Annotated in this window: 17 protein-coding genes and 2 pseudogenes; 17 read left to right on the top strand and 2 right to left on the bottom strand. The window is 34.3% G+C overall.

The features are described 5' to 3' along the window. Positions 1 to 33: 33 nt before the first annotated feature. Together ACJ5H0_RS22255 and ACJ5H0_RS22250 are read right to left on the bottom strand one after the other, a co-directional pair. Positions 34 to 1,110 (bottom strand): MMPL family transporter, encoded by a 1,077-nt coding sequence (locus tag ACJ5H0_RS22255; RefSeq protein ID WP_411252085.1) that lies wholly within the window; start codon positions 1,108 to 1,110, stop codon positions 34 to 36. Between the two features lie 4 nt (positions 1,111 to 1,114). Beyond that, complete coding sequence (locus tag ACJ5H0_RS22250; RefSeq protein ID WP_411252084.1) at positions 1,115 to 1,660, bottom strand: hypothetical protein; 546 nt, start codon at positions 1,658 to 1,660, stop codon at positions 1,115 to 1,117. A 186-nt stretch (positions 1,661 to 1,846) separates the two neighbouring features. Here ACJ5H0_RS22250 and ACJ5H0_RS22245 point away from each other — a divergent pair, with 186 nt between their 5' ends. The 17 genes and pseudogenes from ACJ5H0_RS22245 to ACJ5H0_RS22165 all read left to right on the top strand — a co-directional run bounded on the left by ACJ5H0_RS22245 (position 1,847) and on the right by ACJ5H0_RS22165 (position 25,113). Beyond that, a complete protein-coding gene (locus ACJ5H0_RS22245) occupies positions 1,847 to 2,854 on the top strand; it encodes a hypothetical protein (protein ID WP_411252083.1) in 1,008 nt (335 codons plus the stop codon). Next, the gene (locus tag ACJ5H0_RS22240; RefSeq protein WP_411252082.1) at positions 2,851 to 3,990 is read left to right on the top strand and encodes an EpsG family protein; all 1,140 of its coding nucleotides are present in this window, start codon (positions 2,851 to 2,853) and stop codon (positions 3,988 to 3,990) included. Before ACJ5H0_RS22245 ends, ACJ5H0_RS22240 begins: the two co-directional genes overlap by 4 nt. Positions 3,991 to 4,339: 349 nt before the next feature. Then, positions 4,340 to 7,822: a T9SS type A sorting domain-containing protein gene (locus ACJ5H0_RS22235; protein WP_411252081.1), complete on the top strand. Its 3,483-nt coding sequence runs from the start codon at positions 4,340 to 4,342 to the stop codon at positions 7,820 to 7,822. A 251-nt stretch (positions 7,823 to 8,073) separates the two neighbouring features. Beyond that, on the top strand, positions 8,074 to 10,611 hold the full coding sequence (gene topA / locus ACJ5H0_RS22230; protein WP_411252080.1) for a type I DNA topoisomerase: 2,538 nt from the start codon (positions 8,074 to 8,076) through the stop codon (positions 10,609 to 10,611). A gap of 102 nt (positions 10,612 to 10,713) precedes the next feature. Then, complete coding sequence (locus ACJ5H0_RS22225) at positions 10,714 to 11,784, top strand: formimidoylglutamase (RefSeq protein ID WP_411252079.1); 1,071 nt, start codon at positions 10,714 to 10,716, stop codon at positions 11,782 to 11,784. A 6-nt stretch (positions 11,785 to 11,790) separates the two neighbouring features. Continuing rightward, positions 11,791 to 12,792, top strand: coding sequence for a glycosyltransferase family 2 protein (locus ACJ5H0_RS22220; protein WP_172282397.1), 1,002 nt, complete (start codon positions 11,791 to 11,793; stop codon positions 12,790 to 12,792). 111 nt (positions 12,793 to 12,903) lie between these two features. Then, entirely contained in the window at positions 12,904 to 14,022 is a 1,119-nt protein-coding gene (locus tag ACJ5H0_RS22215) for a glycosyltransferase family 4 protein (protein ID WP_273649875.1), read from the top strand. A 36-nt stretch (positions 14,023 to 14,058) separates the two neighbouring features. After that, positions 14,059 to 14,937, top strand: coding sequence for a polysaccharide biosynthesis/export family protein (locus ACJ5H0_RS22210; RefSeq protein ID WP_172281083.1), 879 nt, complete (start codon positions 14,059 to 14,061; stop codon positions 14,935 to 14,937). Positions 14,938 to 14,941: 4 nt separating this feature from the next. Next, positions 14,942 to 17,425 (top strand): exopolysaccharide transport family protein, encoded by a 2,484-nt coding sequence (locus ACJ5H0_RS22205; RefSeq protein ID WP_345991587.1) that lies wholly within the window; start codon positions 14,942 to 14,944, stop codon positions 17,423 to 17,425. 212 nt (positions 17,426 to 17,637) lie between these two features. Continuing rightward, entirely contained in the window at positions 17,638 to 18,531 is an 894-nt protein-coding gene (gene porG, locus ACJ5H0_RS22200; protein ID WP_172282395.1) for a type IX secretion system protein PorG, read from the top strand. A 5-nt stretch (positions 18,532 to 18,536) separates the two neighbouring features. Beyond that, complete coding sequence (gene uppS / locus ACJ5H0_RS22195) at positions 18,537 to 19,286, top strand: polyprenyl diphosphate synthase (protein WP_172281079.1); 750 nt, start codon at positions 18,537 to 18,539, stop codon at positions 19,284 to 19,286. A 29-nt stretch (positions 19,287 to 19,315) separates the two neighbouring features. Beyond that, positions 19,316 to 21,871, top strand: coding sequence for an outer membrane protein assembly factor BamA (gene bamA, locus ACJ5H0_RS22190; RefSeq protein WP_273649870.1), 2,556 nt, complete (start codon positions 19,316 to 19,318; stop codon positions 21,869 to 21,871). 7 nt (positions 21,872 to 21,878) lie between these two features. Further along, positions 21,879 to 22,433: an OmpH/Skp family outer membrane protein gene (locus ACJ5H0_RS22185; RefSeq protein WP_172281075.1), complete on the top strand. Its 555-nt coding sequence runs from the start codon at positions 21,879 to 21,881 to the stop codon at positions 22,431 to 22,433. Positions 22,434 to 22,498: 65 nt separating this feature from the next. Further along, on the top strand, positions 22,499 to 23,002 hold the full coding sequence (locus ACJ5H0_RS22180) for an OmpH/Skp family outer membrane protein (RefSeq protein WP_172281073.1): 504 nt from the start codon (positions 22,499 to 22,501) through the stop codon (positions 23,000 to 23,002). A gap of 69 nt (positions 23,003 to 23,071) precedes the next feature. Next, positions 23,072 to 23,558 (top strand): annotated as a pseudogene (locus ACJ5H0_RS22175) (acyl-CoA thioesterase). After that, positions 23,558 to 24,422 (top strand): annotated as a pseudogene (gene rfbD, locus ACJ5H0_RS22170) (dTDP-4-dehydrorhamnose reductase). Before ACJ5H0_RS22175 ends, rfbD begins: the two co-directional pseudogenes overlap by 1 nt. A 67-nt stretch (positions 24,423 to 24,489) precedes the next feature. Then, the gene (locus ACJ5H0_RS22165) at positions 24,490 to 25,113 is read left to right on the top strand and encodes a hypothetical protein (RefSeq protein ID WP_411252078.1); all 624 of its coding nucleotides are present in this window, start codon (positions 24,490 to 24,492) and stop codon (positions 25,111 to 25,113) included. Positions 25,114 to 25,557 lie beyond the last annotated feature (444 nt).

The raw sequence follows: 25,557 nt of genomic DNA, 5'->3' as shown, positions 1-25,557 counted from the left end.
TTCTTTGGGTCGTTCCAGAATTTTTTCCAGTTTTCAATCTTTTTTTTGCTGATCCTTTTCAGACAGGACTACATTGCCCAGAGAATTATAGCTCAGGATTTTTCCTTCCTTTTTTTCTTTTTCCAGAAAATGGTTCAGTTGGGTGTTTCGGGTTAATGCTTCTTCTTCAGAATTACCATAGGAAATGGTGTAGATTGATTTTGAAGTAATATCTGAAAGCTTCTGTAATTTTGCTTCACTTATTTTCAGATCCTTTGGAATGTAATTTAGATCTCCAATGTCTTCATTAAAACCCACGTGCCTGAATCCAAATAAGCAGGCAATAATGACCAGGGAGCATCCTATAATTAGGGGTTTGTTCTTTTCATAGGGATAAAAGCCGATCCTGTCAATGAAATTTGTGCTTGCTTTTTCCCCTTTTTCTTTAGGATTGTATAGTTGGGGAACAATAATCAAGGCTGAAATAGAAGAAAGCATTACGGTTATGGAAGCAAATAGTCCCAGATCCTTTAAGGCTTCCGATCTTACAAAGACGAGACATAAAAAAGAAACCGCAGTGGTAGCACTGCTTAAAATAATAGGTTGGGTAATTTCTTTATAGAGTTCTTCAATATTATTATTGTGTTTATAGTGTGTAAGAATGTGCAAGGCATAATCTATTGTAATTCCGATAAGGATTGCTCCGACACTTAATGAAATTGCTGAGATCTTATCCTTAATAAAATATAAGATAAGCAGTGCCAGCAGAACAGAAAATACCGTAGGAAGAAAAACAATAATCGGAGTGAAGAAATTCCTGAAATAATAAATAAGCAGGATCAGCAGTACAGTCATGGAAATCATTACTGTATTCTGAATGTCCTTTTTTATCTGTTCAGCATTTGCAACCGCAATTACGGGTGAACCAAAGTAGCTGATTTCTGTCTTTCCTTTAAATTCTTTATTAAGATCATCCTTTATTTTGTTGAGCTGGTCTACAAAAAATTCATTGTTTTTAGTATCGTTACTTTTGTTTTTAGGATCAATAAAAAGTAATAGATTTTTTCCGTCTTTCGTTACAATAAAATTATCCTCCAGCTTAAAATCTTTGCTGACGTTAAGTGCATTCAATTTTTTAATGCCTAAAAAAGTAATTCCGAGGGGATCTTTTTTTTATAAATTCTTTTGTAACCAGGCTTGTTGGGGAAGCAAGAGAAATGTAATTGTTTTCTACCTGTTTTGCAATGCTGTCTTTCTGAATCTTCCTGTTGATTTCTTTATAGTCATTTTCATCTAAAAACAAAGGGAGGTTTTGATTTACAAAATCAAAAGTCTCGGAAATTTCACTGTCATTTACCTTTCCCTGAATCGCTCCGATATACTTTTGTAAAGGAGAAATTTTTTCCAGAAAAGTATTGGCGGTTTCAGAAAGCTGAAAATTATCCTCCGAAGATTTATTCTCAATGATGACGATGATCTTATCTGAAAAATTAAGTTGTTTAAGAATTTTTGCAGTAAGATCAGATTTTTCACTTTTAGGAATGATCTGATTGATGTCTTCCTCGAAATTTATTTTTGATGCAAAAAACAGGCAAACCAAAGCAATTCCCACTGCAAATAATGCAGATAGAACTCTGTTTTTGGAGATTAAATAGTATAAAAATATAAAAAAACGATGCATCGCATTAAAAAATCAAGTTTGCAAATTTAATTTTTTAAGTATTAGTTCAAAACTTTTACCCCGTAAGTTTATTTTAAAATCAATAAAATGTTTAGGTAAAATAAAAAAAAACTTTTACTTTTGCAAATGTCCCTCCTAATAATATATTTTAAAACAAAATTATTCTGAATAAAAAGCTGTTTTGATATGTTGAAAATATTTGATGAAAAAATAAACGGATTTTTATTTACGATAATACTTCCGCTTTTGCTGTTCTCAATGTCCTATTATGGATTTGAGTCTTCATACACAAGATTGAAAACAGCAGAAAGGCCGCCCGATTATTTGTTTTCATCGGTCTATGCTTATCGGGTGCTTCCCAACTATCTCAGTTTGTATCTTACGGACATTGTGGGATATATTATTGAAAATTATCTGGGCTTTTTTCGGAAATTTCTACATAAAAACGGAACTGCATTTTATCATGGTCTTTTTCTGATGAACAGTTTCTTCTTTATTCTTTCTTCCGTTGTTTTTAATAAACTACTTTCCCTGAAGCCGGTTTCACTTCTTTTAAACATCAATCTAAAAAGAGTTATTCATCTGCTGGCCGTGTTTTTTATTGTAATCACGCAATATGCACCTACAAATTGTGATATGATGGCACTTTTTTGTTATCTGACAGGAGTGTTTTTAACATTAAAATATTTTCATACAAATAAGACGGCATATTTTTATATTCTAATTGCTTTAATATTTCTTTCGACGTTCGTTAGGGAGACGGCTTGTCTGAATATTGCTTTTTTTGCTGCGCTCTTCCTGGATATGGATGATCTCAGAAAAGGAAATTATACAATGGTCGCAAAAACAATTCCTCTGGTGATCTCTTTTTTAACAGCCTATTTAGGATTGAGAATGATTGTTGTTCAGGAAACCACTTTTGTAGAAGGCTTTTATATCAACAGGAACTTCGAAAGCCCGTTCAATCTGGCGGGGCTGTTATTTGGATCCATAGTCTTGTATTTTGTATACCTGTTGGGCGTATCTGCTGACAATAAAACGATATTTAAAAAGTATTTATTTTTCTCATTGCCTTATCTTGCTATGATTACCATGGTGGGACTTTACTGGGAGGTGAGGCTTTTCCTTCCACTTATTCTGACAGGAATTATAGTGGCTTATCATCAATTTAAAAATTCCCTGATCCTTTCATGAGTTTATTGCATCCATATTACATCATTGCGATGATCTACATGCTTATTTTTAGTGTGCAGGAGATCTTTGGAAATAAAGTTGATAAAAAGTGGTTTTGGTTTTTAGGGGTTTACCTGATTATTATTGCCGGGCTCAGAGATAGTGTTGGGCCGGATTATGGGAGTTATAAAGGGATTTATATCTATTCAGATACAAAAGAATATTGGAGTATCTTTTTAAAGGCCCTTCACATAGAAGGTTCAGAGAATGTTGATATAGAATGGTTGTATGCATTGATCAATAAGATCATGCTTAATGTGTTCAATGCTCCGTTTTACATGCTGACACTCGTTATTGCTATTTTTGCTATATTTTTTAAGATAAAATATACAGAAGACAATACTTTTTATCCATTTACTTTTACGCTGTTTATGTTTATTCCCAATTTCTTCATTGGAGAAAGTGGACAGATCAGGCAGAATCTTGGAACTTTTATTATATACTTCGCAATCAGGTATATTAAAGAAAGAAAATTATGGCACTATTTATTCTTTGTATTCATAGCTTCAGGGATTCATAATGTATGTTATATATTTCTACCCATGTATTGGGTTGCACGCATACCTTTAAATAAAACAATGATGCTGGTATCTATTATTGTTTCGATCTTTTTGTCTCCATTCGAAGTGTATAAGGTTTTTGGTAACTTTTTGAGTAATATTGCCTCCGATAGTATGCTTGTGGAAGGTTTTAACGGATATGTGGATGAGACGGCGCAGCGATTAAATGGGGGATTTGGTATTCCCGAAGCGTTAATGGCAATTCTCACATTCTTTTTATTTGCATTTGATACTCCCATGAAGGAAAAATATCCATATTATGAATATCATAGGAACTATGCCGTCATTGGAATCTGTTTTTATTTCATATTCAGAAACAATCCGGTGTTCTCATCCAGGCTTGCGGGAGCGTTTATTGGTTTCTCATTTGTATTGATTCCTAATGCAATGTATGTTGTTTCGGCTAATAAAAAGAGATTAATATATTCCTTTATCATTGCATTGACCATATTCAACTTCGTGGTATTTTCCAGTTTCAGAAATATTATTGCAGGTAGGTTCACCATTGACCTCTATAAAAATCATATTTTACCTTAACAGTAAAGTAAATGTATTGACAAAAGGCGCACTTTAAAGATGCGTCTTTTTTCTGTTATCCCTTATCAATGCTCGTTTCTTTACGCTCCAGGCTGTATTTTTCCTTATTATTTGTGAACTTAATATACCACAAATTTAAAATTCAATACAATAATATTGTAGTTTTGTGCTGTTTTAATCAAAATAGAATATCTATAAATAATTGTTTTATTTAATAGTATTTATATAATAATTAACTTATTAAATATATATTTATAATATAAATCACTATTTATTGATGCGGGCTTAAAATTTGTATTGGTGTTTCTACACCAAACCTAAGGATATGAGAAACAGTATACTAAAAAAAATGACGGCAATTTTTTGCCTTGTGTCAGTGAGTGCCTATTGTAGCAATGGGTATAGATATGATAAAGATGATGAGTGGCCAGGTGATCACTATACAAAAGTTAACGATTCTTTGGTCAGGATACCACAAAACTATGATCAAAGAGTGATCAATTCTGCTGATACCCAAAGTTTTTCATCCCAGCTTAATGTAAAAAGTAAAGTAAACCCACTTGCCTTAGATTGGACTAAGGCGCCCAATAGTTATATTTTTGATCCTAACCAGGAATATGGTGGCCTGCTAATACCTGTCAGAAAAGCCTATGCCATGTGGGAAGATGATAAATATATAGGAAGTGAAGGTATTCCCGAAGGAAAATTAACAGCTGATGTATTATGGGAAGATGTGCCTGGGCTCATTATAAGTGGAGGAAATTACGCTCTTGAAATACTTGATACAGGGCAGAATGCCAAAATTAAAGTTCCTGTAAATAAATCAAAAGAGGGAAATGCTGTAATAGCATTTAGAATAAATGGCGAAATTTTTTGGTCATGGCATGTATGGGTTACTGATGATCCCACTAACGGATCTGCCTATAAAAGTTTTGAAACAATTAAAAGACAGAGAAACGATGGAGTGATTGAGCAGATCCCCGATTCGGACTGGAGGTGGATGGATAGGGATTTAGGCTCTGTAAGCGGAACGATCACAGGAACAGAATGGAACAGGAATTTAGGCTTACTCTATCAATGGGGTAGAAAAGACCCGATACCCTCTCTGGTATACAGGGGTAATAATTTCTATGAAGTATCAGGATCTATCGGAAGAATAAGGCACCGGGGAGCAAAAAATTTCACTAATGCCATTAAAATTGATGATCTCAGAAAGTTTGTTTTATTATCCAATGCTGAAGTAACCAATAATATCAAGCTTTCTGTAAAAAATCCTTTGAGTCTTATCTATGTGAATAAGGATGATAACTCTGGTCCCGCATATTATAATAACAATGCTAATCTGATGGTTAACTGGTTTGGAAAATCCTCTAATTTTAAAGACTACCAGTTATCTGAGCTTAATTTATGGTCAGACAATTCACAGGGGAAAATAAACGCAACTTATACCACTGATGATTCGGCTCAACCGTACCGTGATAAGTCATCTTATGATCCTTGTCCCAACGGATGGCGGATTCCATCGGTTTTGGTTGCTAATCTTGCCTCAGCAAATTATGTGGATGATATCAGGACCGATTTTTCTCCCTTTGGAGTAAGAACCAATATGGGGAAAAATGCTTTTGAATCCAATGGCTACCATATTATAAAACCCACTGATACGAATATGCCTTTATTTATGAAGGGAATTAAATTGTATCCCAATATCGGATTTGACCTTTCTCAGGTCGGAGGTTACGATATGGGATTGTTTCCCGGAACGGGGCAGGTAGCTATTGAAACACAGGCCGGACAATATGCGGACCAGCACCATACCAACATATGGACTGCGACGATGGCCAGACAGTTTGATGCTACTCCTGCTACTGTTGCAAGAGGCTTATATATGATTCCGGATAAAGCCCAGCCTGACATTCCGGATTCAAATTTCCCTACGATAAAAGGTAGATTTCAATATGTGCCGTTAGCAACAATGAATACTTCAGAAGCTAATGGATGCCGTTGCGTAAAAGATCCTTTGTATGTGGTGGATAATTATGATTTTCCTACTGAATTTTTAAACATTTCCAATGAATATCTTGAAGGGTTAAATAATCCGAATACTTATCAGATCGTTAAGGCGACGACTGTATCTACCATAGAGATTCCAGTGAGTAAAGCATTTTCAGTTCAAAGTCAGCTTCTTAATAATCAGGAGATTCTTGATCCTTCCAATTATAACAACCTTAAGGTAAATGTACTTTGGACAACTAATACAAGTTTAATTAGTAATGTATCAATAGCTAATCCCTCTCCTGCGTCGCTGGGCGGTTTAAGCGGGTCTAAAATTGTAGTTGCAATTAATCCCAATCAAAGTGGAAATGCGGTGGTTACTCTTCATAATGGCAATATCACTAATCCTGTTTACTGGAGCTGGCATATTTGGGTTACTGACACGCCTGTGAACAGTCTTCAATATACAACAGAATTGCCGGCCGGAAATGCCACCAATTATGTCAATTATGTAGATAAAGCAGATATTCCCTTCCGGACCGAATTTATGGACAGAAATCTGGGGGCAACGGATGCATTTCCGATGGTTGTAAATAATCTTACCCCTACCTCTGCGGAATTATCCAGAATCAGGGCATCCACTGGGCTTCATTATCAGTGGGGAAGAAAAGATCCTATTCCAACATTCCAGTATGCTGATAACAGAGGGTCATACAATGTGTTTCTTGGGAATGTTTTAGCAACCGGAACGATTAGTTATACTACCCTTGCTGCGTCTACTTATAATAATATGTCCGGAAGTTATATTGTTCCTTATAATACTTATGCTGCGAATGCAAATCTCCTGGATACAGATAAGGTGTCTGACAAAATTTCGAAAATCTTGTCTTATTCTGTTAGAAATCCTTTAGTATATATGATTCCAAGTACTTTTGCTCCCTATAATAGCAGTACACCTAATTATACAAATGGAACGGATTGGCTATCTACTGAACCGAATCTGGCGCCGGACAGATGGGGAAGAGGAGGTGTGAAATCACCGTTTGATCCTTGTCCGGAAGGCTGGAGAATTCCTGATGTGTCTGGTGTTGCAATTGTTTCCGGTAAAGATTTTGGAATGACTCCATGGTATAAAAAGGATAAAAATGTTGCAACCATGTATAGTATCGTTAACGATTATCAGGGAGTGAGAGTCAGAAATCCAAGTACGACAACTACGATTGGCTATATGTTCAATCAGTCAGCATATCCTGTCGGCAATTATCCTAATTCCGGATCCAGAGGTTTCAGAAGTGTTACAGGGAATCAATCTGCCCAGGGAACTTATAACGTCCTTAATTATCAATATCCCGGATTCTGGACCGGTGCATTGGCGTCGAATTATACAGGGCGTTCTGTAAATATGTTATTCGATGCAGCTTCCTCTTCAAACCGTATTATGGCTTTTCATGATAATAACGACCCTTATTTTGGAATGAGCTGTCGTTGTGTAAAGGTTAAATATGATGAAGACGGAAATGAAGAAGGGGTAATTACAAAACTTCAGATTACATCTTTGTCAGCGACAAAAGCTGCAACACCTTTAAATAAAGATGAGTTTTTGGATATTATGGGAAAAGAGCAGGTCTCTGTTTTTCCTAATCCGGTAAAAAGTGAACTTCATATCAAGGCACCGGATACTACCGGAGGATATTATTATCAGATATATAATATGTCGGGACAACTGATCATGTCCGGAAAATTTGAAAATGATAAGACTAATCTATCTGCATTGACATCAGGAATATATTTGATCCGGATAAATAATTCGGATAAGATTATTAAGCTTATAAAAGAATAAAAATTTAAATATAAATAGGCTGTTTCAATCACGAGACAGCTTATTTTTTACTACTTTATTTACCGATCTTATAATAATAGGTGAAAAATTCTATTAAGATGTGTTTTACTAAATTAATTTTAAGTCAATCACTTGATTGAAAAGAATAAAACCAGTATATAAATGCCCTGTAAAGTCATTTCATTTTTAAATTAAACAAGTATTGCAAAACCTATGTAATAAAAAAGCTTTACTTTTGCAAAAATTTTAGAATGTCGAAAAATTTAGTAATTGTAGAGTCCCCGGCAAAAGCAAAAACTATTCAGAAATATTTAGGAAAGGATTTTGAGGTGAAATCCAGTTTCGGACATATCCGGGATTTACCTAAAAAAGGGATGGGTATAGACCTTGAGACATTCAGTCCTGATTACGAAGTTTCTGCTGACAAAAAGAAATTGGTAACAGAATTAAAATCTGCTGTTAAAAAAGCTGAAATTGTTTGGCTTGCTTCCGATGAGGATCGTGAAGGAGAAGCCATTGCATGGCATTTGGCAGATGAATTAAAGCTTAAGCCGGAAAACAGAAAACGTATTGTTTTTCATGAAATTACTAAAAATGCTATTCTAAAAGCAATTGATAACCCGAGAGATATCGATCAGAATCTGGTTAATGCACAACAGGCAAGAAGAGTCCTTGACAGAATCGTAGGTTTTGAAATGTCTCCTGTTCTTTGGAAAAAAGTAAAACCGGGATTATCAGCGGGTAGAGTTCAGTCTGTAGCCGTAAGATTAATTGTTGAAAGAGAAAAAGAAATACGCGCTTTCAATCCTAAAGCAAGCTTTAAGCTTGACGGGATTTTCGTGAATAAAGAAGATCAGGAAATCGCTGCGAAACTTAAAAAAGATTTCGAAAAAGAAGAAGAAGCTGAAAAATTTCTGGAAAAGGCAAAAACAACAGAGTTTAAAGTTCTGAATGTTGAAACAAAGCCTGGAACGCGTTCCGCATCTGCTCCTTTTACTACTTCTACATTACAGCAGGAAGCTTCTTCCAGATTAGGTTATAATGTAACAAACACTATGCGTCTTGCACAAAGACTGTATGAAGAAGGATACATTACCTATATGAGAACAGATTCCGTGAATCTTTCTCAGGAAGCAATCGAAGGATCAAAAAGACAGATTATATCTGAATACGGTGCAGAATATTCCGCTCCGAGAAATTATACGACAAAGTCGGCTTCAGCACAGGAGGCTCACGAAGCGATACGACCGACTGATTTCGCAGTAAAAAGTATTGGGGATGCTCAATTAAACAGATTATATCAATTAATATACAGAAGAACGCTGGCCTCTCAGATGGCTAATGCTAAAATTGAAAAAACGGTCATTGAAATAGGTAATGCGAGCTTGCCTCAGCATTTTGAAGCTCAGGGTGAGGTTATTATTTTTGATGGTTTCCTTAAAGCTTACGGTATTGTAAAAACGGAAGATGACGACGAAGAAAATAATGAGAAATTACTTCCGAAAGTAAAAGTAGGAGAAGTTTTAAGTTATAAATCAATTACGGCAACTGAAAAGTTCACCAGACCCAGTGCAAGATATACAGAAGCAGGATTGGTAAGAAAGCTTGAAGAATTGGGAATAGGCCGTCCTTCCACGTATGCGCCTACCATTCAGACCATCCAGAACCGTGAGTATGTTGATAAGCGTGAGATTGAGCCACAGATTCGTGAAGTGGTGAAAATGTCTTTGGTAAAAGATAAAATTAAAAAGGTAATACTCGACGAGAAATTCGGAGGTGATAAAAATAAATTTGTTCCTACAGATATTGGTGAGGTAGTCAATGACTTTCTTATTGATCATTTTAAGGAAATTCTTGATTACGGATTCACGGCAAGAGTTGAAGAAAGTTTCGATGAAATTGCAAACGGAGATCAGAAATGGAAGGAGATGATGACTGATTTTTATTCCAAATTCCATCCAAGAATTGAAGACGTAGAAGAAAATGCGGACCGTGCAAATGGGGATAGGCTGTTGGGTGTTGATCCAAAAACAGGTAAAAATGTTCATGCCAGAATTGGAAGATTTGGAGCTATGATCCAGATAGGGGAGACTGAAGATGAAGAAAAGCCTACTTTTGCATCGCTAATGAATGGGCAGAATATTGCAACCATTACGCTTGAAGAAGCATTGGAACTATTCAAGCTGCCTTTTGATCTGAAAGATTATGAAGGCCAATCCGTTTCAGTAGGTGTGGGGAGATTCGGTCCTTATGTAAAGTGGGGTGAAACGTATATCAGTATTCCAAAAGGAGAGGATCCGCTTTCTGTAGATCAGAACAGGGCTGAAGAAATTATAGGAGAAAAGAAAAAAGCTGATGCTCCTATTGCAACCTACAAGGGAGAGCCGGTAACCAAAGGAACAGGAAGGTTTGGTCCTTTTATCAAATATCAGAGTATTTTTGTAAACGTTCCTAAAAAGTATGATTTCGATAATCTTTCTCAAAGCGACATTAATGAATTAATTGATGCTAAACTGGAGAAAGAAGCGAACAGATATATTCAGCAGTGGGAGAAAGAAAAAATATCTATTGAAAATGGAAGATGGGGACCATTTATTAAGTTTGGAAAGAGCATGTTCAAAATTCCAAAGAAAAAAGATGACACAAAATATGATGCTGAAGAACTGAAAGAAGTTTCATTGGATGAGGTGAAAAAGTGGATTACTGCCCAGGATAAAAATGCTTTTGCCGAGAAAAAAAAGCCGGCAGCCAAGAAAAAAGCGACTGCCACAAAAAGAAATAAAAAGTAATGATATTACAAAGCCATTAACAAACAGTGTTAATGGCTTTTTTTATGACCATTAAATGATTTTATTTTAATATTTTTGGTTTTTAAGACTTAATTAGAGAGAATGAATTTTGAAGATTTTATAATTGCCCCTAGGAATTTCAAAACTGAGAATTGGCAGATTGGAAACCAGATTACCAAAGAAATAAAAGAAGACAGTATTGTTTTACTTTTCGTATCAGATTACAGAGGATCAGGTGGCGATGCTGAAGTACAGGATTTTACCTCTGTAAGAAAGGAATTTTATAAATTATCACAGTTGGATTTTGAAATTCCCATCGTTGATCTTGGAGACCTTGTTTCTGGTAAATCTGTTCAGGATTCCCATTATATCTTACAGGAGGTTCTTTCTGCCTGTCACTATAAAAGAGCAATTCCTGTCATTATCGGAGGTTCTAATGATTTCGCCTTTTCTTTATTTTCAGGATTGAATTTTCATCAAAAAAATATCAATTATACACAGATCAGTAACGTCATCTCTCTTAAACAGGGTGAGCATATCAATGAGCATACTTTTCTAAGCAAAATTTTGGGTGCTAAGAATTTTTCGATTAAGAATTACCACCACCTGGGATATCAGAAGCACCTGAATGAAGTAGATTCTGTAAAGCTGATTAAAGAAGTTGAGTTTGATATTGTCCGTCTGGCAGAAATGATGAATTCTACGGAAAAAACAGAACCCTTCTTCAGAAAAGCTGATTTGGTGACTCTCAATTGTGATGCAATTGAAAGTTTTGGAGAACCTTTTTCAATAAATCCACAGGTGAATGGACTAAATAGACGGGAAATTTGCGCTTACATGAAGGAAATTGGGTTGAGTGAAAATTTGAAGTCTGTCGGAATTTTTAATTATAACATATATTCGGAAAGCCAGTTGAATCATCAATTGTTGGCACAGATGATCTGGTATCTGATAGAAGGAATCAATATCCAAAGATCACACCCAAAAGAAAGGCACTACGAAATTTTTTATGTGTTGATCGATGATAGCCAACATACATTTAAGCGTGATACGTTTAGTAATCTGTGGTATTTTGGAGATGATGAGAATATTGAGAATTGTATTCCTTGTTCAAGAAAAGATTTTGACGAAGCAAAGAAAGGCTGGTTGAATGCAAGGCTGACGAAAATTTAATTTATGATGAATACTGTTCCCTCAAAAGTTTCTATCATAGTTCCTGTTTATAATGTTGAAAATTATTTGGCTAAATGTCTCGACTCTTTGATTAATCAAAGTCTGCAGGAAATTGAAATTATCGTTGTGGACGATGGTAGCAGTGATAATTCTGGATTGATTGCACAGGAATATGGCCAGCGTTTTCCGGAAAGACTAAAAGTTTGGAAGAAAGAAAATGGAGGGTTAAGCGATGCCCGGAATTTTGCCATCGATCGGGCGACGGGAGATTATATTGGTTTTGTGGATAGTGATGATTATGTCGGAAAAACCATGTTTGAAGAAATGTTTAACCTTGCGGAAAAACATAATGCCGAAATGGTCATCTGTAATATTCAAAAAGTGGACGAGTCGGGAATTGTTACCCAAAAGCTTACTCAAATTCCTAATATGCCGGAGAAAATTGATTTGGAGAAAAACTTTTCTGTTTTTTCTGATCTCAGCTATTTTGCATGCAACAAGTTGTTCCGAAAGGAACTTTTTAATGATAAAAGGTTCAAAAAAGGAGTGCATTTTGAAGATATTCAGCTCATTCCACAACTTTTACTCAAGTGTAAGATTGTAGCACAGACGCAAAACTTTCATTATCACTATTTGGAAAGAAATGATTCTATCACTAAAACACATACTGAAAAAGGATTGGATATCCTCAAAGCAGTAAAAGATGTAGAATCTGAATTTAAAACATCATCCTACTCAACAAAAAAAGAGGAACTGAAAAACTTCCAGATTTTAGAGGGAGTATATAGTTTTTTGGCCTATCTGGCGTTTGTAAAAGATGATAAAGTTTTTTATGATATGGCTGATCAGCTGAAAAATTTTATAGAGGAAAGGAATATTAAAATTAAAGATATATTGTTCTATAGTCGTTTTGGTAAGAATTATATTTTATATTTGCCACTGAAAAAAAAGATATTTTATCTATTGTTTTTTGCAGGGCAAAAAAAATTGATAAGAAAGTTGATTTAAACACAAATGTAAGTACTGTCATTTCGATATATTACAAATTTCGTAGATACTATTTAGCAGATCTTAAGTAATGAGTGCTAAAGCATAATGAAAGTACTTAAATAGGAAAAAATGAAGAATTTTGAATTGTTCTTAAGCGAGATGGATATTTCTATTTTTTATGTAAAAATAGGATTTGGATTCTTGTTTTCTTTTTTAATCACGTTTTTCTCTATCCCAACCATTATTAAAATTTCCAGAAGAAAAAATCTGATGGATGAGCCGGGGGTAAGAAGTTCACACTTGAGAAAAATTCCCAATCTTGGAGGAATTGCTATTTTCTATTCTATAGGTATTTGTACTTCTATTTTTGCCTATGAACTTTTTGATCTGTATAAGTTTTTATTTGCTTCATTGCTCATTCTCCTTTATGTAGGAGTAATGGACGATATTGTAGTGATGAGAGCTTACAAAAAGCTTGTTGCCCAGATTGTGGTATCCACGCTTATCGTTATAGGATCTGATATAAGAATCAGAAATCTCTTTGGGATCTTTGGCATTTATGAACTTGAGTATGTTGTAAGTGTTATATTTAGTGTCATTACTTTTATTGTTCTTATTAATGCATTTAATCTCATTGATGGGATTGACGGACTCGCTGGAGGGTATTCAGTGATATGCAGTGCATTGTTTGGGATAAGTTATTATAGATTAGGGGAATATAATTATCCTCTGGTCGTATTGTCCGTTGTAATCATTGGAGCTGTTTTGGCATTTTTATACTATAACCTCTCGAATTACAGGACCAATAAGATATTCATGGGAGATACCGGATCTATGTTGTTAGGATTTTTATTGGCATTTACAAGCATCTGTTTTATCGATATATTTATAGACAAAAAGCTTCCGGATATTCCAAGGTATCACTTACAGTCAGCTCCGGCGATAGCTGTAGCCATATTGATTTTACCGATTGTAGATACTTTGAATGTTATCTTTGTAAGACTTTGGAATAAGAAATCTCCCTTTGATGCGGATAAGAATCATATACACCATAAGCTTCTGAAGCTTGACTTTACCCATAGAAGATCGGGTTTTTATATTGTCGTCTACTATCTTTTTATAGTAATGGTGGCTTATTTTTTAAGACATATAAATGTAAATTTATTGTTATTGGTGATACTTGTGCTGGGCTTTACTGGTGCTTATTTGCCGGATTTTATTTATCGGATAAGAAATAATAGGAAGTAACAATTAAATTTTTATTTTTGTAAACAACATTTGATTATGATAAGAAATTTTAAATATTTATCCCTTTTAATCCTGCCTTTTTTCATTACATCTTGTATCACAAAAAAAGATGTAAGATACATGCAGCCTAATGAAAATCTTGTGATCAATGAGGAAGGTCTTGTTCCTTACAACATTCCCGTATACAGGATCACGAAGAACGATATACTGAATCTCAATATTGTTACTACTCCAAAGGGCGATGCAGCGCAGTTTTATTCTACTTTAAATACTTCCGGTAGTACAGTTGCTCCCGGGGTTAATCCCACAACTATAGGAACTTTAGGGCGTGTTGGAAGCGGAAGTGGAGGAAGTGGTGGCGGAGGAAATACCAATTTCTATTTTAATGGTTTAAAAGTGGATTCCAATGGAGATATTAATGTTTTTGGAATCGGCTACATCAAAGCAGAAGGACGTACTATCGAAGATATCACCAAAGAGATCCAGGAGAAAGTAAATGAAAATTTCCAGGATGGAAAGTCTCAGGTGAGATTAAATACGGACGGGATAACTTATTATATTCTTGGAGACACGGAAGCTGTTGCTATTACAGGAGAAAAAGTGGCTCACAAAAATACGCTTACCATTACTGAAGCACTGGCAATTAATGGAGGTTTAAATAAAAGCGTAGATAGAAAAACCATTGTTATCCACAGAAAATTACCGGAAGGAATTAAAATTGCGAAAATAGATTTAACCCGGGAAGATGTAATGAATTCACCGTATTATTATGTGCAAAATGGTGATGAAATCTATCTTAATACCAGAGGAAAAAGCTTGAATGGATTGGGAAAAGACCCTGTACAGACTATCACAACAGGAATTTCATTAATTACTACAGCGTTGTCAGTTTATTTAATCCTAACAAGACTTTAATATCATGATTCCAGGAAAAGAAACTAACGTTGAGAAGAATAATTCTCAAAAAGATAAAACCGGTTCTTTTGAATTGTTTGATGTTGAGCACTTTTTAAGAAGGATATTAAAGAACTGGTATTGGTTTGTTTTAATGCTGTTTATTGGCTACTGTATCTCATGGATGTATGGTAAATATTATGCACAGAGTATTTATGCTTCAAACCTTTCTTTAAGTGTGTCTAATAATACTTCCAGCTACTTTACTCCTAACCAGTCAATTAACTTTATTTGGGGACAGGGAGGAAATCAAGACGGGATTTATTTGAAAAAAATGCTTTTGTCAAGATCACACAATGAATTTCTTGTAAAGGAGCTTGATCTTTTTGTTAACTATTCTACAAAAGGATCTATAAAATCTACTTATCTGGATAAAGACGATTCACCGGTCTTTGTGCAGATTGATAAGAAACACCTACAACAGATTAATTATCCTATTACACTGATGCCAAAAGGAGGAAATACGTATGAAGTTGTATTACCCGATAAAGGAGAATCAACTCATTTGTATAATTATGAAGTGGAGGGGTTTCAGGATATTCATAGCTTTAAAAGACCATCGAATAAAATAATTAAAGTAGGAGAATGGTTCACAGCACCTAATATTAAATTTAGACTGCTTCAGAATCCAATAACCCCAAATATTAAACTGGATAATATTATTGTTAATCTTAGTTCTGTCAATCAGTCCGTTAATGAGATTGTATCAACCATCGGAGTAGAGTTTGATAAGGAGATCAATTCTATTATGATCATTACAAAAACAGGTTTCAATCTTAATGGAACTGTAAATTTCCTTAACAAGTCTGTAAGTGAGCTACAGAAGAAAAGGATGCTTGATAAAATGACCGTTGATAAAAATACGGAAACCTATCTTCAGGATAATCTTACAGGAGTAAGAAAGAAACTGGATTCAAGTGCTACTGTTCTCAACTATTTAAAAACTTCGGAAAAGCTCTACGACATTAAAGATAGAGATGAAAAATCTCTGACGAAGATTAAGGAATTGGAAGCAAAAAAGGCGGACCTGACCAGTAAAATTAACTCCCTTAATCTTATTAAGAACACACTGGAGAACCAGAATTTTGATAAAATGATCAGTACAAATGCTGCAGGATTCGAAGACGGAATGTTTACGGCTTCAGTTTCGGAACTTAAAGCATTGTATCTTAAAAGGAGAGAAATGGCTACGATTTATACGCCAAATTCAGAACCTATGAAAGAAATCAACAGGTTGATCAGTGATGCAAAATTGAGCTCTTCCAACTCTTTGAGCAATTACTATAATGGATTTAATGTTGAAATCAATAAGATTAATCAACAGGTAGCTGAAGCTAATGCGGATCTTGATGCTTACCCTGAAAAGGAAAGAAAGTATTTGGATGCAGAAAGAGGGTACAATATGATTGAAGCCACTTATAATAGTTTACTGGGAAGGCAGAATGAAACTAAGATGAGGATGGCGACGAATCAATCTGATATATCTGTTATTGACCCTGCCAAAAATGTAGGACAGTCTCCTATCGGGCCCAATGTAAAAGGAACGAAGCTGGTCATTATGGGAGGTTTATTACTTCTGCCGTTTTTGTTTATTTTAATCGGAGAATTGCTGGATAATAAAATAAGAAATATTAAAGAGTTATTGAGTGCTACCAAAATTCCATTGCTTGGAGTGGTAGGTAATAATAATAATGAGAATATGCTTACCGTGCTTGATCAGCCTAAGTCTTCAGTTTCTGAAGCATTTAGAGGAATAAGGGCGAATATGCGATTTTTGTCTGATGAAAATGAAAAAAGTAAAGTTGTTTTAATTACTTCATCGATTGGAGGGGAAGGTAAAACATATGTTTCAATTAACCTTGCTTCAGTTCTTGGTTTAAGTGATAAAAAGACTATTCTTTTGGGAATGGACCTAAGAAAACCAAAAATATTCGGTGATTTCAAAATTGATAATAAATATGGAATTTCGAATTATCTTACAGGCGAAGTTTCCATTGACCAGATTATCAATAAAACAACAATTCCAAATCTTGATGTTGCCACATCAGGGCCAATTCCTCCGAACCCGTCAGAACTGTTAATGAGTAAAAAGAATATTAAATTCATTGAAGAGTTAAGGGAGATTTATGATTTTATCATTATCGATTCCCCTCCGGTAGGACTTGTTGCAGACTCATATGAATTGATGAAATATTCTGATACTAACATCTATGTGGTGCGTCATGAATATACTGAAAAGTATATGCTTAAAATGATTACGGAAAAATATCATAATAATGAGATTGAAAACCTTGGTCTTGTATATAATGATTATATTATAAAGCAGGGATATGGTTATGGCTATGGATACGGATACGGTTATGGCTATTTTGATGAGGACAAAAATTACAAAGAGCCGCTATTGATTAAAATAAGAAATAAAATACAGGCAATTTTTAATAAAAAATAAAACATTAAACCCTCATTTAATGAGGGTTTATTATATAAGGCTTTTATTGATTCTATTAAAAAAAGAATATTTTCGGTACTTTGTCGTTTACTTTATAACAAATTATGTTTTTTTGTTTGTTTTTAACTAAACATTAAGAATATCATTAATATAAAAATGTTTTATATTTGCAAAAATTAAATTTTAAAATAACCATAAATCCATATTCTTTTATGAATAAAAAATTATTATTTAGCTTCCTGGCCGTCCTTGGAACAATGACTGGTGTGAAAGCACAAAGAAACGAATTGGGAGTTCGTCTAGGTATGAGTAACCTAGTGGGTGATATAGGAAGTACGAGTTATATTTTACAAAAGCCGTTGGATTTAAGCAGAGCATCAGATTGGGGAGTTCCATTTTATGGTGGTATATTATATAGATTTAATTTTAATCCCTACCAAACTGTTAGACTAGATTTAGGTTATAATCAGGTACAGTTTAGTGATAAAGCAGCGAAAGAAGATTATAGAAGAAATAGAAACTCATTTGGAAAGAATAATGTATATGAAGCAAGTTTGGTATTTGAATATAATTTTTTCCCGGTAAATAATGAGCAGATAAGTATGGTTAGCCCTTATATATTTGGGGGTATTGGAGGTTTAATGTTTGATGCTCCTAAAGCGACTTTAGTGAATGACTTTAGAAGAGATGCAGATGGAGTAGCACAAGCTCCTATTAATGAAAGGGATTTTACTACAAGAGCAGAATATTCTCTGGGTAAGAAAGTAACAATGCATATTCCTTTTGGAGTCGGATTAAAATATAAATTTAACCATAGCTGGGCAATATTTGCGGAAGCTACGTTTAGATATACATTAACAGATCAGTTGGATCATAGTAAAATATTAACTAAAGATGTTGTATCTACCTATAATGGAGATATAGTAAATCCTACAACAGGAGGGTCTTTATTGCAAACAGGAAATTATTATGCTGTTTCAAAAGAAAGAGAAGCTGCATTTGTTAATGGAAGAAATGTTGGAGATACAAAATCTAAGGATTGGATGAATACCTTTAGCTTAGGTCTTACATTCTCCTTTGGAAGACCTCCGTGTTATTGTGAGTAATTAGTATGTCGTTGATTAAAGATAAAATAAATTCAGAGAATTTACCAAAACATGTTGCTATCATTATGGATGGCAATGGAAGATGGGCAAAATCTCGTGGTGAAGAAAGAACTTTTGGTCATAAAAATGCCATTAATGCTGTAAGAAATGCCATTAATGCGTGTAATGAGATCAATATCCCATATTTAACATTGTATACATTCTCTTCGGAGAATTGGAACCGGCCGAGTGATGAAGTAAATACTTTAATGAATTTGCTTACTGAAACATTATTGCTGGAAGCGGAAGAAATCTTCAGCAAAGGTCTAAGAATGCATGTTATTGGGAATCTGGATAAGCTGCCACCTCTTGTAAAAGAGCAGCTGCTAAGAGTGGTTGAATTAACAAAAGAAAACACAAAAGGTAATTTAGTATTAGCGATCAGTTATGGCTCGCAAAACGAGATCCTGAATGCCGTGAGAAATATAAGTTCTGATGTAAAAGAAGGCAAGGTGGATGTAGAGAATATTGATGAGAAATTATTCGAAAATTATCTCTATACAAAAGATTTTCCACCTGTCGATTTATTAATAAGAACCAGTGGTGAAATAAGAATTAGTAATTTTCTTCTTTGGCAGATCGCCTATGCAGAACTCCAGTTTTTAAATGTTCTGTGGCCAGATTTCACAAAAGATATTTTCTTCCAATGTATTGTAGACTATCAAAACAAAGAAAGGAGATATGGCCTAACCGGCGAACAAATAAAAATCCAGTAAAATTTAAAGAAAAGAAAGACTACGATAAAATGAAGTTTAGACTATTACCCATCATCATGTTTGTTGCTTCTGCACATTTTTATGGACAGGTGACTCCACAGGATAGCACAAAAGTGAATAACCCTGTGCATGCAGAAAACCAAACAGGAACCTACGTTCTTAAAGACATTGTTGTAGATGGGGTTAAGAAATATACACCTGCGCAAATCTTAAGATTTACAGGATTATCTAAAGGAGAAAGTGTGGATATCCCCGGACAAAAAGTTAGCAATGCTATCAAAAAGCTTTGGGATACCCAATCATTTTCAGAAGTAGAGGTTTATGTTCAAAGTATTGAAGGAGAAACAGTAGTTTTGAAATTTTACTTGCAGGACTTAAAAGAACTTGGAGAAGTTAAATTTTCAGGTAAAGGAATTGGAAAGTCAAAAAGCGAGAAACTAGCTAAGGATAATAACCTTAAGCCGGGAACTAAAATTACACAGAATTTAGTTTCAAGCCTAAAAACAAATGTTCCTAAAGACTATATTAAGAAAGGTTTTGCAGATGCAAAGATTTCCATTCAGGATAAAGTAAATGCAAATGACCCTGCTTTAGTGGACTGGACCATCAATGTAGATAAAGGCAAAAGAGTAAAGATTGATCATATTGAGTTCGAAGGGAACGAAAATGTGAGCGATTCTAAACTTAGAAACAAAGCATTTAAAGAAACCAAACAAAAAAGATTTGGGATCGGTGGTATCTTGAAATCCTCAAAATTTATCGAAGATAAATATCAGGAAGATAAACAAAGCCTGATCAGCTATTATAACTCATTAGGTTATAGAGATGCTGCTATCGTATCCGATTCTGTTTGGAGAAATAAAAGAAATAATTACGAAATCAACGTAAAATTAAAAGAAGGTAAAAAATACTATATCGGAGATATCACTTTTACCGGAAATACAGTATATGCCACAGAATACTTGCAAAGACTTCTCGGTTATAAAAAAGGAGATATTTATGATGCAGTAGGTTTCAACAAAAAAGTTGGAGAAGATGGAGGTAAGGAGGATGATTCCGATATCAAATCGGTATACATGAATAATGGTTATCTTTTCTCTAATGTAACCCCTGTTGAAAAATCAGTATCTGGTGATTCTATCAATTTGGAAATCAGAGTAAACGAAGGAGAACAGGCAACTTGGAACAGAGTTACTTGGCAAGGAAATACAACAACTCATGACCACGTGATTCTTAGGGCATTAAGAACAAAACCAGGGGAGCTATTTAAGAAAACCGAAATCAAAAGAACTTATTTTGATTTAGCAGGTATGTCTTTCTTTGATCCGCAACAGATCGGTCAGGATATCCAGCCAAATCAGCAGGACAATACAGTAGATATCAACTGGAAGCTTGTTGAAAAAGGATCTTCGCAAGTACAGCTACAAGCGGGGTATGGAGGAAATAGCTTTATCGGAACATTAGGTTTAACCTTTAATAACTTCTCTTTAAAGAACTTCCTGAAGTTTAAGGATTTCAGACCTGTACCTCAGGGAGATGGACAGACCCTATCTATTCAGGCTCAGGCCGGACAATATTTTCAGAATTATGGGGTGTCGTTTACTGAACCATGGTTATTCGGAACAAAGCCAACGGCACTTTCTGTAAGTATTAATAACTCAATTGTTAGATATAGTACGTCAGTTACAACGACAAGTACTGACGCATCAAGATTGAACATTTTTTCGGCATCTGTTGGGTTAAACAGGCTATTGAAATGGCCGGATGATTATTTCTCATTGTATACTGGGATTCAGTACCAGAAATATGATTTCAAAAACTACCCATTTGACTTTGGAGGAACTACAGAGAATTACGGTACTGCCAATAACTTAAGTTTAAACTTAGGACTAAGCAGAAATTCTGCAGGTATCGACCCGATATTCCCTACAATGGGTTCCAATATCGAACTTTCAGCTAAGTTAACTCCACCATATTCATTGTTTAGTAATAAAGACTATTCTACAATGTCGCCTACAGATAAATATAAGTGGATGGAATTTTATAAAATTAAATTCAAAGCTGATGTTTATAACGAAATTGCAGGTAAGTTAGTCCTAAGGTCTTCTGCCGAAATGGGCTTCATGGATGGTTATAACAAGCAGTTGGGAGCACCACCTTTCGAGAGATTCTATATGGGAGGAACCGGGCTTTTCGGAGGAAGATATGACGGTAGGGAATTAATTCCTTTAAGAGGTTATGAAAATGCTTCTACTTACGGAGGAGATGGTACTCAGGGAGATATCACTCCACAAGGAGGAGGGACCATTTATAATAGATTTACATTGGAGCTAAGATATCCGATATCATTAAATCAGACAGCAAAAATTTATGCATTAACCTTTGCTGAAGGAGGTAACGTTTGGAACTCATGGGGAAGCTACAATCCTTTCCAGTTAAAAAGATCAGTGGGTGTAGGGGTAAGAGTATATATGGGAGCATTTGGATTGATCGGATTTGATTTTGCTTATGGATTTGATAAACCAATAAACTCATCAGAACCTTCAGGATGGAAGACACACTTCTTAATGAACCAATCATTATAATGATCACATGAAAAAAATTAAAATCATTTTCACATTTGTATTATTTTTGCTCTTCAGTTTTAGCAATGCGCAGAAAATTGGAGTAGTTGATACAGAATATATTTTGAACAAGCTTCCACAATATAAAGAGGCAGAAGCAAGATTAAATTCGCAGATTGATACTTGGGAATCGGAACTTCAGAGTTTGAATGCTGAGTATGAAAAGAAAAGATCTGCATTTGAAAATGAGAGAGTGTTATTAGTTGGAGACCAGCTCAAACTGAGAGAAAAGGAAGTAATGGATCTCGACAAGAACATTAAAACAACAACAAGTTTACGCTTTGGAACAAACGGGGAGATTACAAAATTGAGATCTAATCTCGTTGAACCTTTTCAGGATCAAATTTGGAACGCTGTAAAAACCATGTCCGAGAAAAATGGCTTGGGCATAGTTCTTGATAAAAGCAATAACATTAATGTTATTTTTCTTCAAAAAAGATATGACTATACAGACAAAGTACTAGACATTCTTTTAAAAGGAACAGAAAAGAAAGAAAAAACTAATACAAGAGGTAAAAAGTAATCGATAGAATTAACTTTTACTGAAATTAAAAATCTAAAACAAATTAAATTATTTATTTACCAATTATGAAAAAATTAAGTGTATTATTTGCAGCAGTAATGATGGTTGTATCTGTAGGTATGGCAAAAGCTCAAAAAATTGCTACTTTAGATGTTATAGGTGTTCTTAACGCAATGCCTGAAAAGAAAAAGGCTGATGCTGACTTAAAGACTTTCTTAGATACTAAGCAAGCTGAGATCAAAAAGAAAGCAGATGCTGGACAAGCTAAATTAAAGCAATATTCTGAGGAAGCTCCTAAGAAAACTGCCGATGAAAACAAAGCAAGAGAAGCTGAATTAGCTAAAATGCAAGAAGAAATTCAACAAATGAACGATAAAGCTCAGAAAGATTTTGTGGCTAAACAAGATGCTGCTTACGAGCCTATTGAGAAGAAACTAAACGAGGCTGTATCTAAAGTAGCTAAAGCTGCAGGATATGATTTCATTATGGATGCAAACTCTTCTGCATTTGTATACAAAGGAGGTCCGGATGCGACTCCAGCTGTAAAAAAAGAATTAGGTGTTCAATAATCTAACAAATTAACAAACATTTATAAAACTTACCACCTCTTTTAGGGGTGGTTTTTTTATTTTTGCCAAATGGAAAAAGAAGTATCAACAACGGTAAAAGTCAGATTCAGTGATTGCGATCCTATCGGGCATCTCAATAATGTAAAGTATTTGGATTATATGTTTAATGCTAGAGAAGATCACGTTGAAACATTTTATGGCTTTACTTATGAAGAGTACACCAAAAAAAACTGGCTGTACCTGGATTGCTATACAGAATGAAATAGCATACCTGAAAGAAGTAAGATACAATACCCAGGTTGTAATCAGCAGCAAAACAATCGACATACAGGACAGAACTGCAAAAGTTGAAATTCTTATGAAGAGTCTTGATGAAAGTACAATTCATGCTGTTTTATGGGTTACCGTAATTTATTTTAATGTTAAAACAAGAAAATCAGATATACATCCTGAAGATATTAAAGAAATTTTCCATAAGTTCTACGTAGATTTAGAAGAAAAAGATTTTCAATCAAGAGTTAAGTTTTTAAGATCCCAAAACGCAAAAAATCCATAATGAAGAAAATAGTTGTTATAGGCAGTAATGGTCAGTTAGGCAATTGTATAAGGAAAATAGGCCCTGATTTTGAAAGTGATTATGAATTTATTTTTACGGACTCCCAGACCCTTGATATTACAGATGAAGACCAGGTAGACACCTTCTTTTACGATAATAAGCCGGACTTCTGTATCAATGCATCGGCGTATACAGCGGTAGATCTGGCTGAAAAAGAGAAAGAAAAAGCATTTGCAGTAAATGCTGATGGGGTAGCACATCTTGCCCAGGCATGTTCTGAACATAAAGCAGTTTTAATACATGTTTCTACGGACTATGTTTTTGATGGAGAAACAAATTTATGCTATTCAGAAGATGACTTTACAAATCCGATTGGGGTATATGGAGCATCTAAATTAAGAGGAGAAGAACTTGCATTGGAAATTAATCCTCAAACAATTATCCTGAGAACCTCCTGGCTGTATTCTGAATTCAATAAGAATTTTGTAAAAACCATGCTGAACTTGTTTTCGCAAAAGGATGAGTTGGGAATTGTAGCAGACCAATTCGGACAACCGACTAACGCAAATGATCTTGCAGAGGCCATTATGGATATTATTAAAACCTCACGTAAGAACTTTGGTGTTTTCCATTTTTCAAATTACCCTGAAACCACCTGGTATGAGTTTGCAAAAAAAAATTGCTGAATTATCAGAATCTTCAGTTAAATTAAATGCACTGACTACTGAACAATATCCTACTCCGGCCAAAAGACCTAAGAGAAGTACAATGTGCTTAGACAAAATTGAAGAAGTTTATAAAATTGAACCCAAACATTGGGAGAATAGTCTTGAAGAATGTGTTAGCATTCTTTCACAACAATAAATATCTATGAAGAACCTTGCAATTGTAATTTTTGTTTTTGCCATTCATTTTTTTTAATGCACAAAATGTGTATTTAACAAAAGTTGAGAAAACAAATGATAACTCAGATAAATTTTTATTTAAAATTAAAGAGGAAATAAAAGATGCGCAATATCTGGGAGAAGTGGAAGTGCGTGGTTTTTCGAAAGACGATGCTGCTGTTTTTTCTATGATATTTAAAAAAGCAAAAGAAATCGGAGCAAATGCAATTTCTTTACAGCCTTTTAACAATGTAGATGGATCTCATCAGACTTTTAATCCTTCAAATTATAAATTGAATTTATATTATTTGCCAAAAGAAAAATTTGTTTCACAAACAGATCATATATTTTTGTTTGCATCCTCGGATAAAGATCAAAAAATTAGTGTTAACAAGAAAGACTATTTATTATCTCCAAGATCTTTTTTTGTAATAGACGTTGTTCCGGATGAAGTGTATACCATATCTACGAGGAAATTATTAGGCTCTACGATCAAAATTCAGCCTAAGGCAAATGAAACCAATCAGTATTTCCAGGTGTCAGCTCTTAAAGTAAAATCTGATAATACCGGAGTTGGTGGATTAAACCTTAAATCAGGTGATATTATTGGACTGGAAAAATCTTTTGCTGAATTTTTAAGTTTAATATATACCAAATTAGATTCTAAATAAGAAGAATCTTCTTGTTTGTATAAAATAACGACCTCAAATTCATAGAGGTCGTTTTTCTTTTATATACACTGTATGTAAACTTTATCTAGTATTTACCCGTCTCTTCATCTTTTATACTTTTCTTTTTGATAAAAACCCTTCATTTTATAGCTTTTATTTTTTCCCTTTTCCCTTGTTATGGCTGTTTTCTCTTATGTTTTCGCCTTTATCATTCTAAACCCAGAAAAAAGCATCGAAATTTTTGAAGTTGCTTATCAGTGAGTTAAGATCAAATATGAACTAAATATGAATTTAAGTATAAAATGATTTGGATTGTGTGATGAATAAGGTGTACTTTTGCCCCACTGAAAACGAGAGATAGTAGGTAGCGCAGAAGAGGGTAATTATAAACGAAGATTTAAAAAAATAAATAATAATTTATTTTGAAAATTGAGAAAAGTTTGT

The organism is Chryseobacterium proteolyticum, assembly GCF_046591535.1.
GTDB lineage: Bacteria > Bacteroidota > Bacteroidia > Flavobacteriales > Weeksellaceae > Chryseobacterium > Chryseobacterium proteolyticum.
This window is presented reverse-complemented; position numbering and strand designations above follow the sequence as displayed.

Bases quoted from the DNA above. Each gene is read 5' to 3' on its own strand.
- ACJ5H0_RS22220 (WP_172282397.1), top strand. From the start codon at position 11,791: ATGAATACTGTTCCCTCAAAAGTTTCTATCATAGTTCCTGTTTATAAT.
- ACJ5H0_RS22240 (WP_411252082.1), top strand. From the start codon at position 2,851: ATGAGTTTATTGCATCCATATTACATCATTGCGATGATCTACATGCTT.
- ACJ5H0_RS22225 (WP_411252079.1), top strand. From the start codon at position 10,714: ATGAATTTTGAAGATTTTATAATTGCCCCTAGGAATTTCAAAACTGAG.
- ACJ5H0_RS22245 (WP_411252083.1), top strand. From the start codon at position 1,847: ATGTTGAAAATATTTGATGAAAAAATAAACGGATTTTTATTTACGATA.
- ACJ5H0_RS22250 (WP_411252084.1), bottom strand. From the start codon at position 1,660: ATGCATCGTTTTTTTATATTTTTATACTATTTAATCTCCAAAAACAGA.
- bamA (WP_273649870.1), top strand. From the start codon at position 19,316: ATGAAGTTTAGACTATTACCCATCATCATGTTTGTTGCTTCTGCACAT.
- porG (WP_172282395.1), top strand. From the start codon at position 17,638: ATGAATAAAAAATTATTATTTAGCTTCCTGGCCGTCCTTGGAACAATG.
- ACJ5H0_RS22205 (WP_345991587.1), top strand. From the start codon at position 14,942: ATGATTCCAGGAAAAGAAACTAACGTTGAGAAGAATAATTCTCAAAAA.
- ACJ5H0_RS22185 (WP_172281075.1), top strand. From the start codon at position 21,879: ATGAAAAAAATTAAAATCATTTTCACATTTGTATTATTTTTGCTCTTC.
- topA (WP_411252080.1), top strand. From the start codon at position 8,074: ATGTCGAAAAATTTAGTAATTGTAGAGTCCCCGGCAAAAGCAAAAACT.
- ACJ5H0_RS22215 (WP_273649875.1), top strand. From the start codon at position 12,904: ATGAAGAATTTTGAATTGTTCTTAAGCGAGATGGATATTTCTATTTTT.
- ACJ5H0_RS22235 (WP_411252081.1), top strand. From the start codon at position 4,340: ATGACGGCAATTTTTTGCCTTGTGTCAGTGAGTGCCTATTGTAGCAAT.
- ACJ5H0_RS22180 (WP_172281073.1), top strand. From the start codon at position 22,499: ATGAAAAAATTAAGTGTATTATTTGCAGCAGTAATGATGGTTGTATCT.
- uppS (WP_172281079.1), top strand. From the start codon at position 18,537: ATGTCGTTGATTAAAGATAAAATAAATTCAGAGAATTTACCAAAACAT.
- ACJ5H0_RS22210 (WP_172281083.1), top strand. From the start codon at position 14,059: ATGATAAGAAATTTTAAATATTTATCCCTTTTAATCCTGCCTTTTTTC.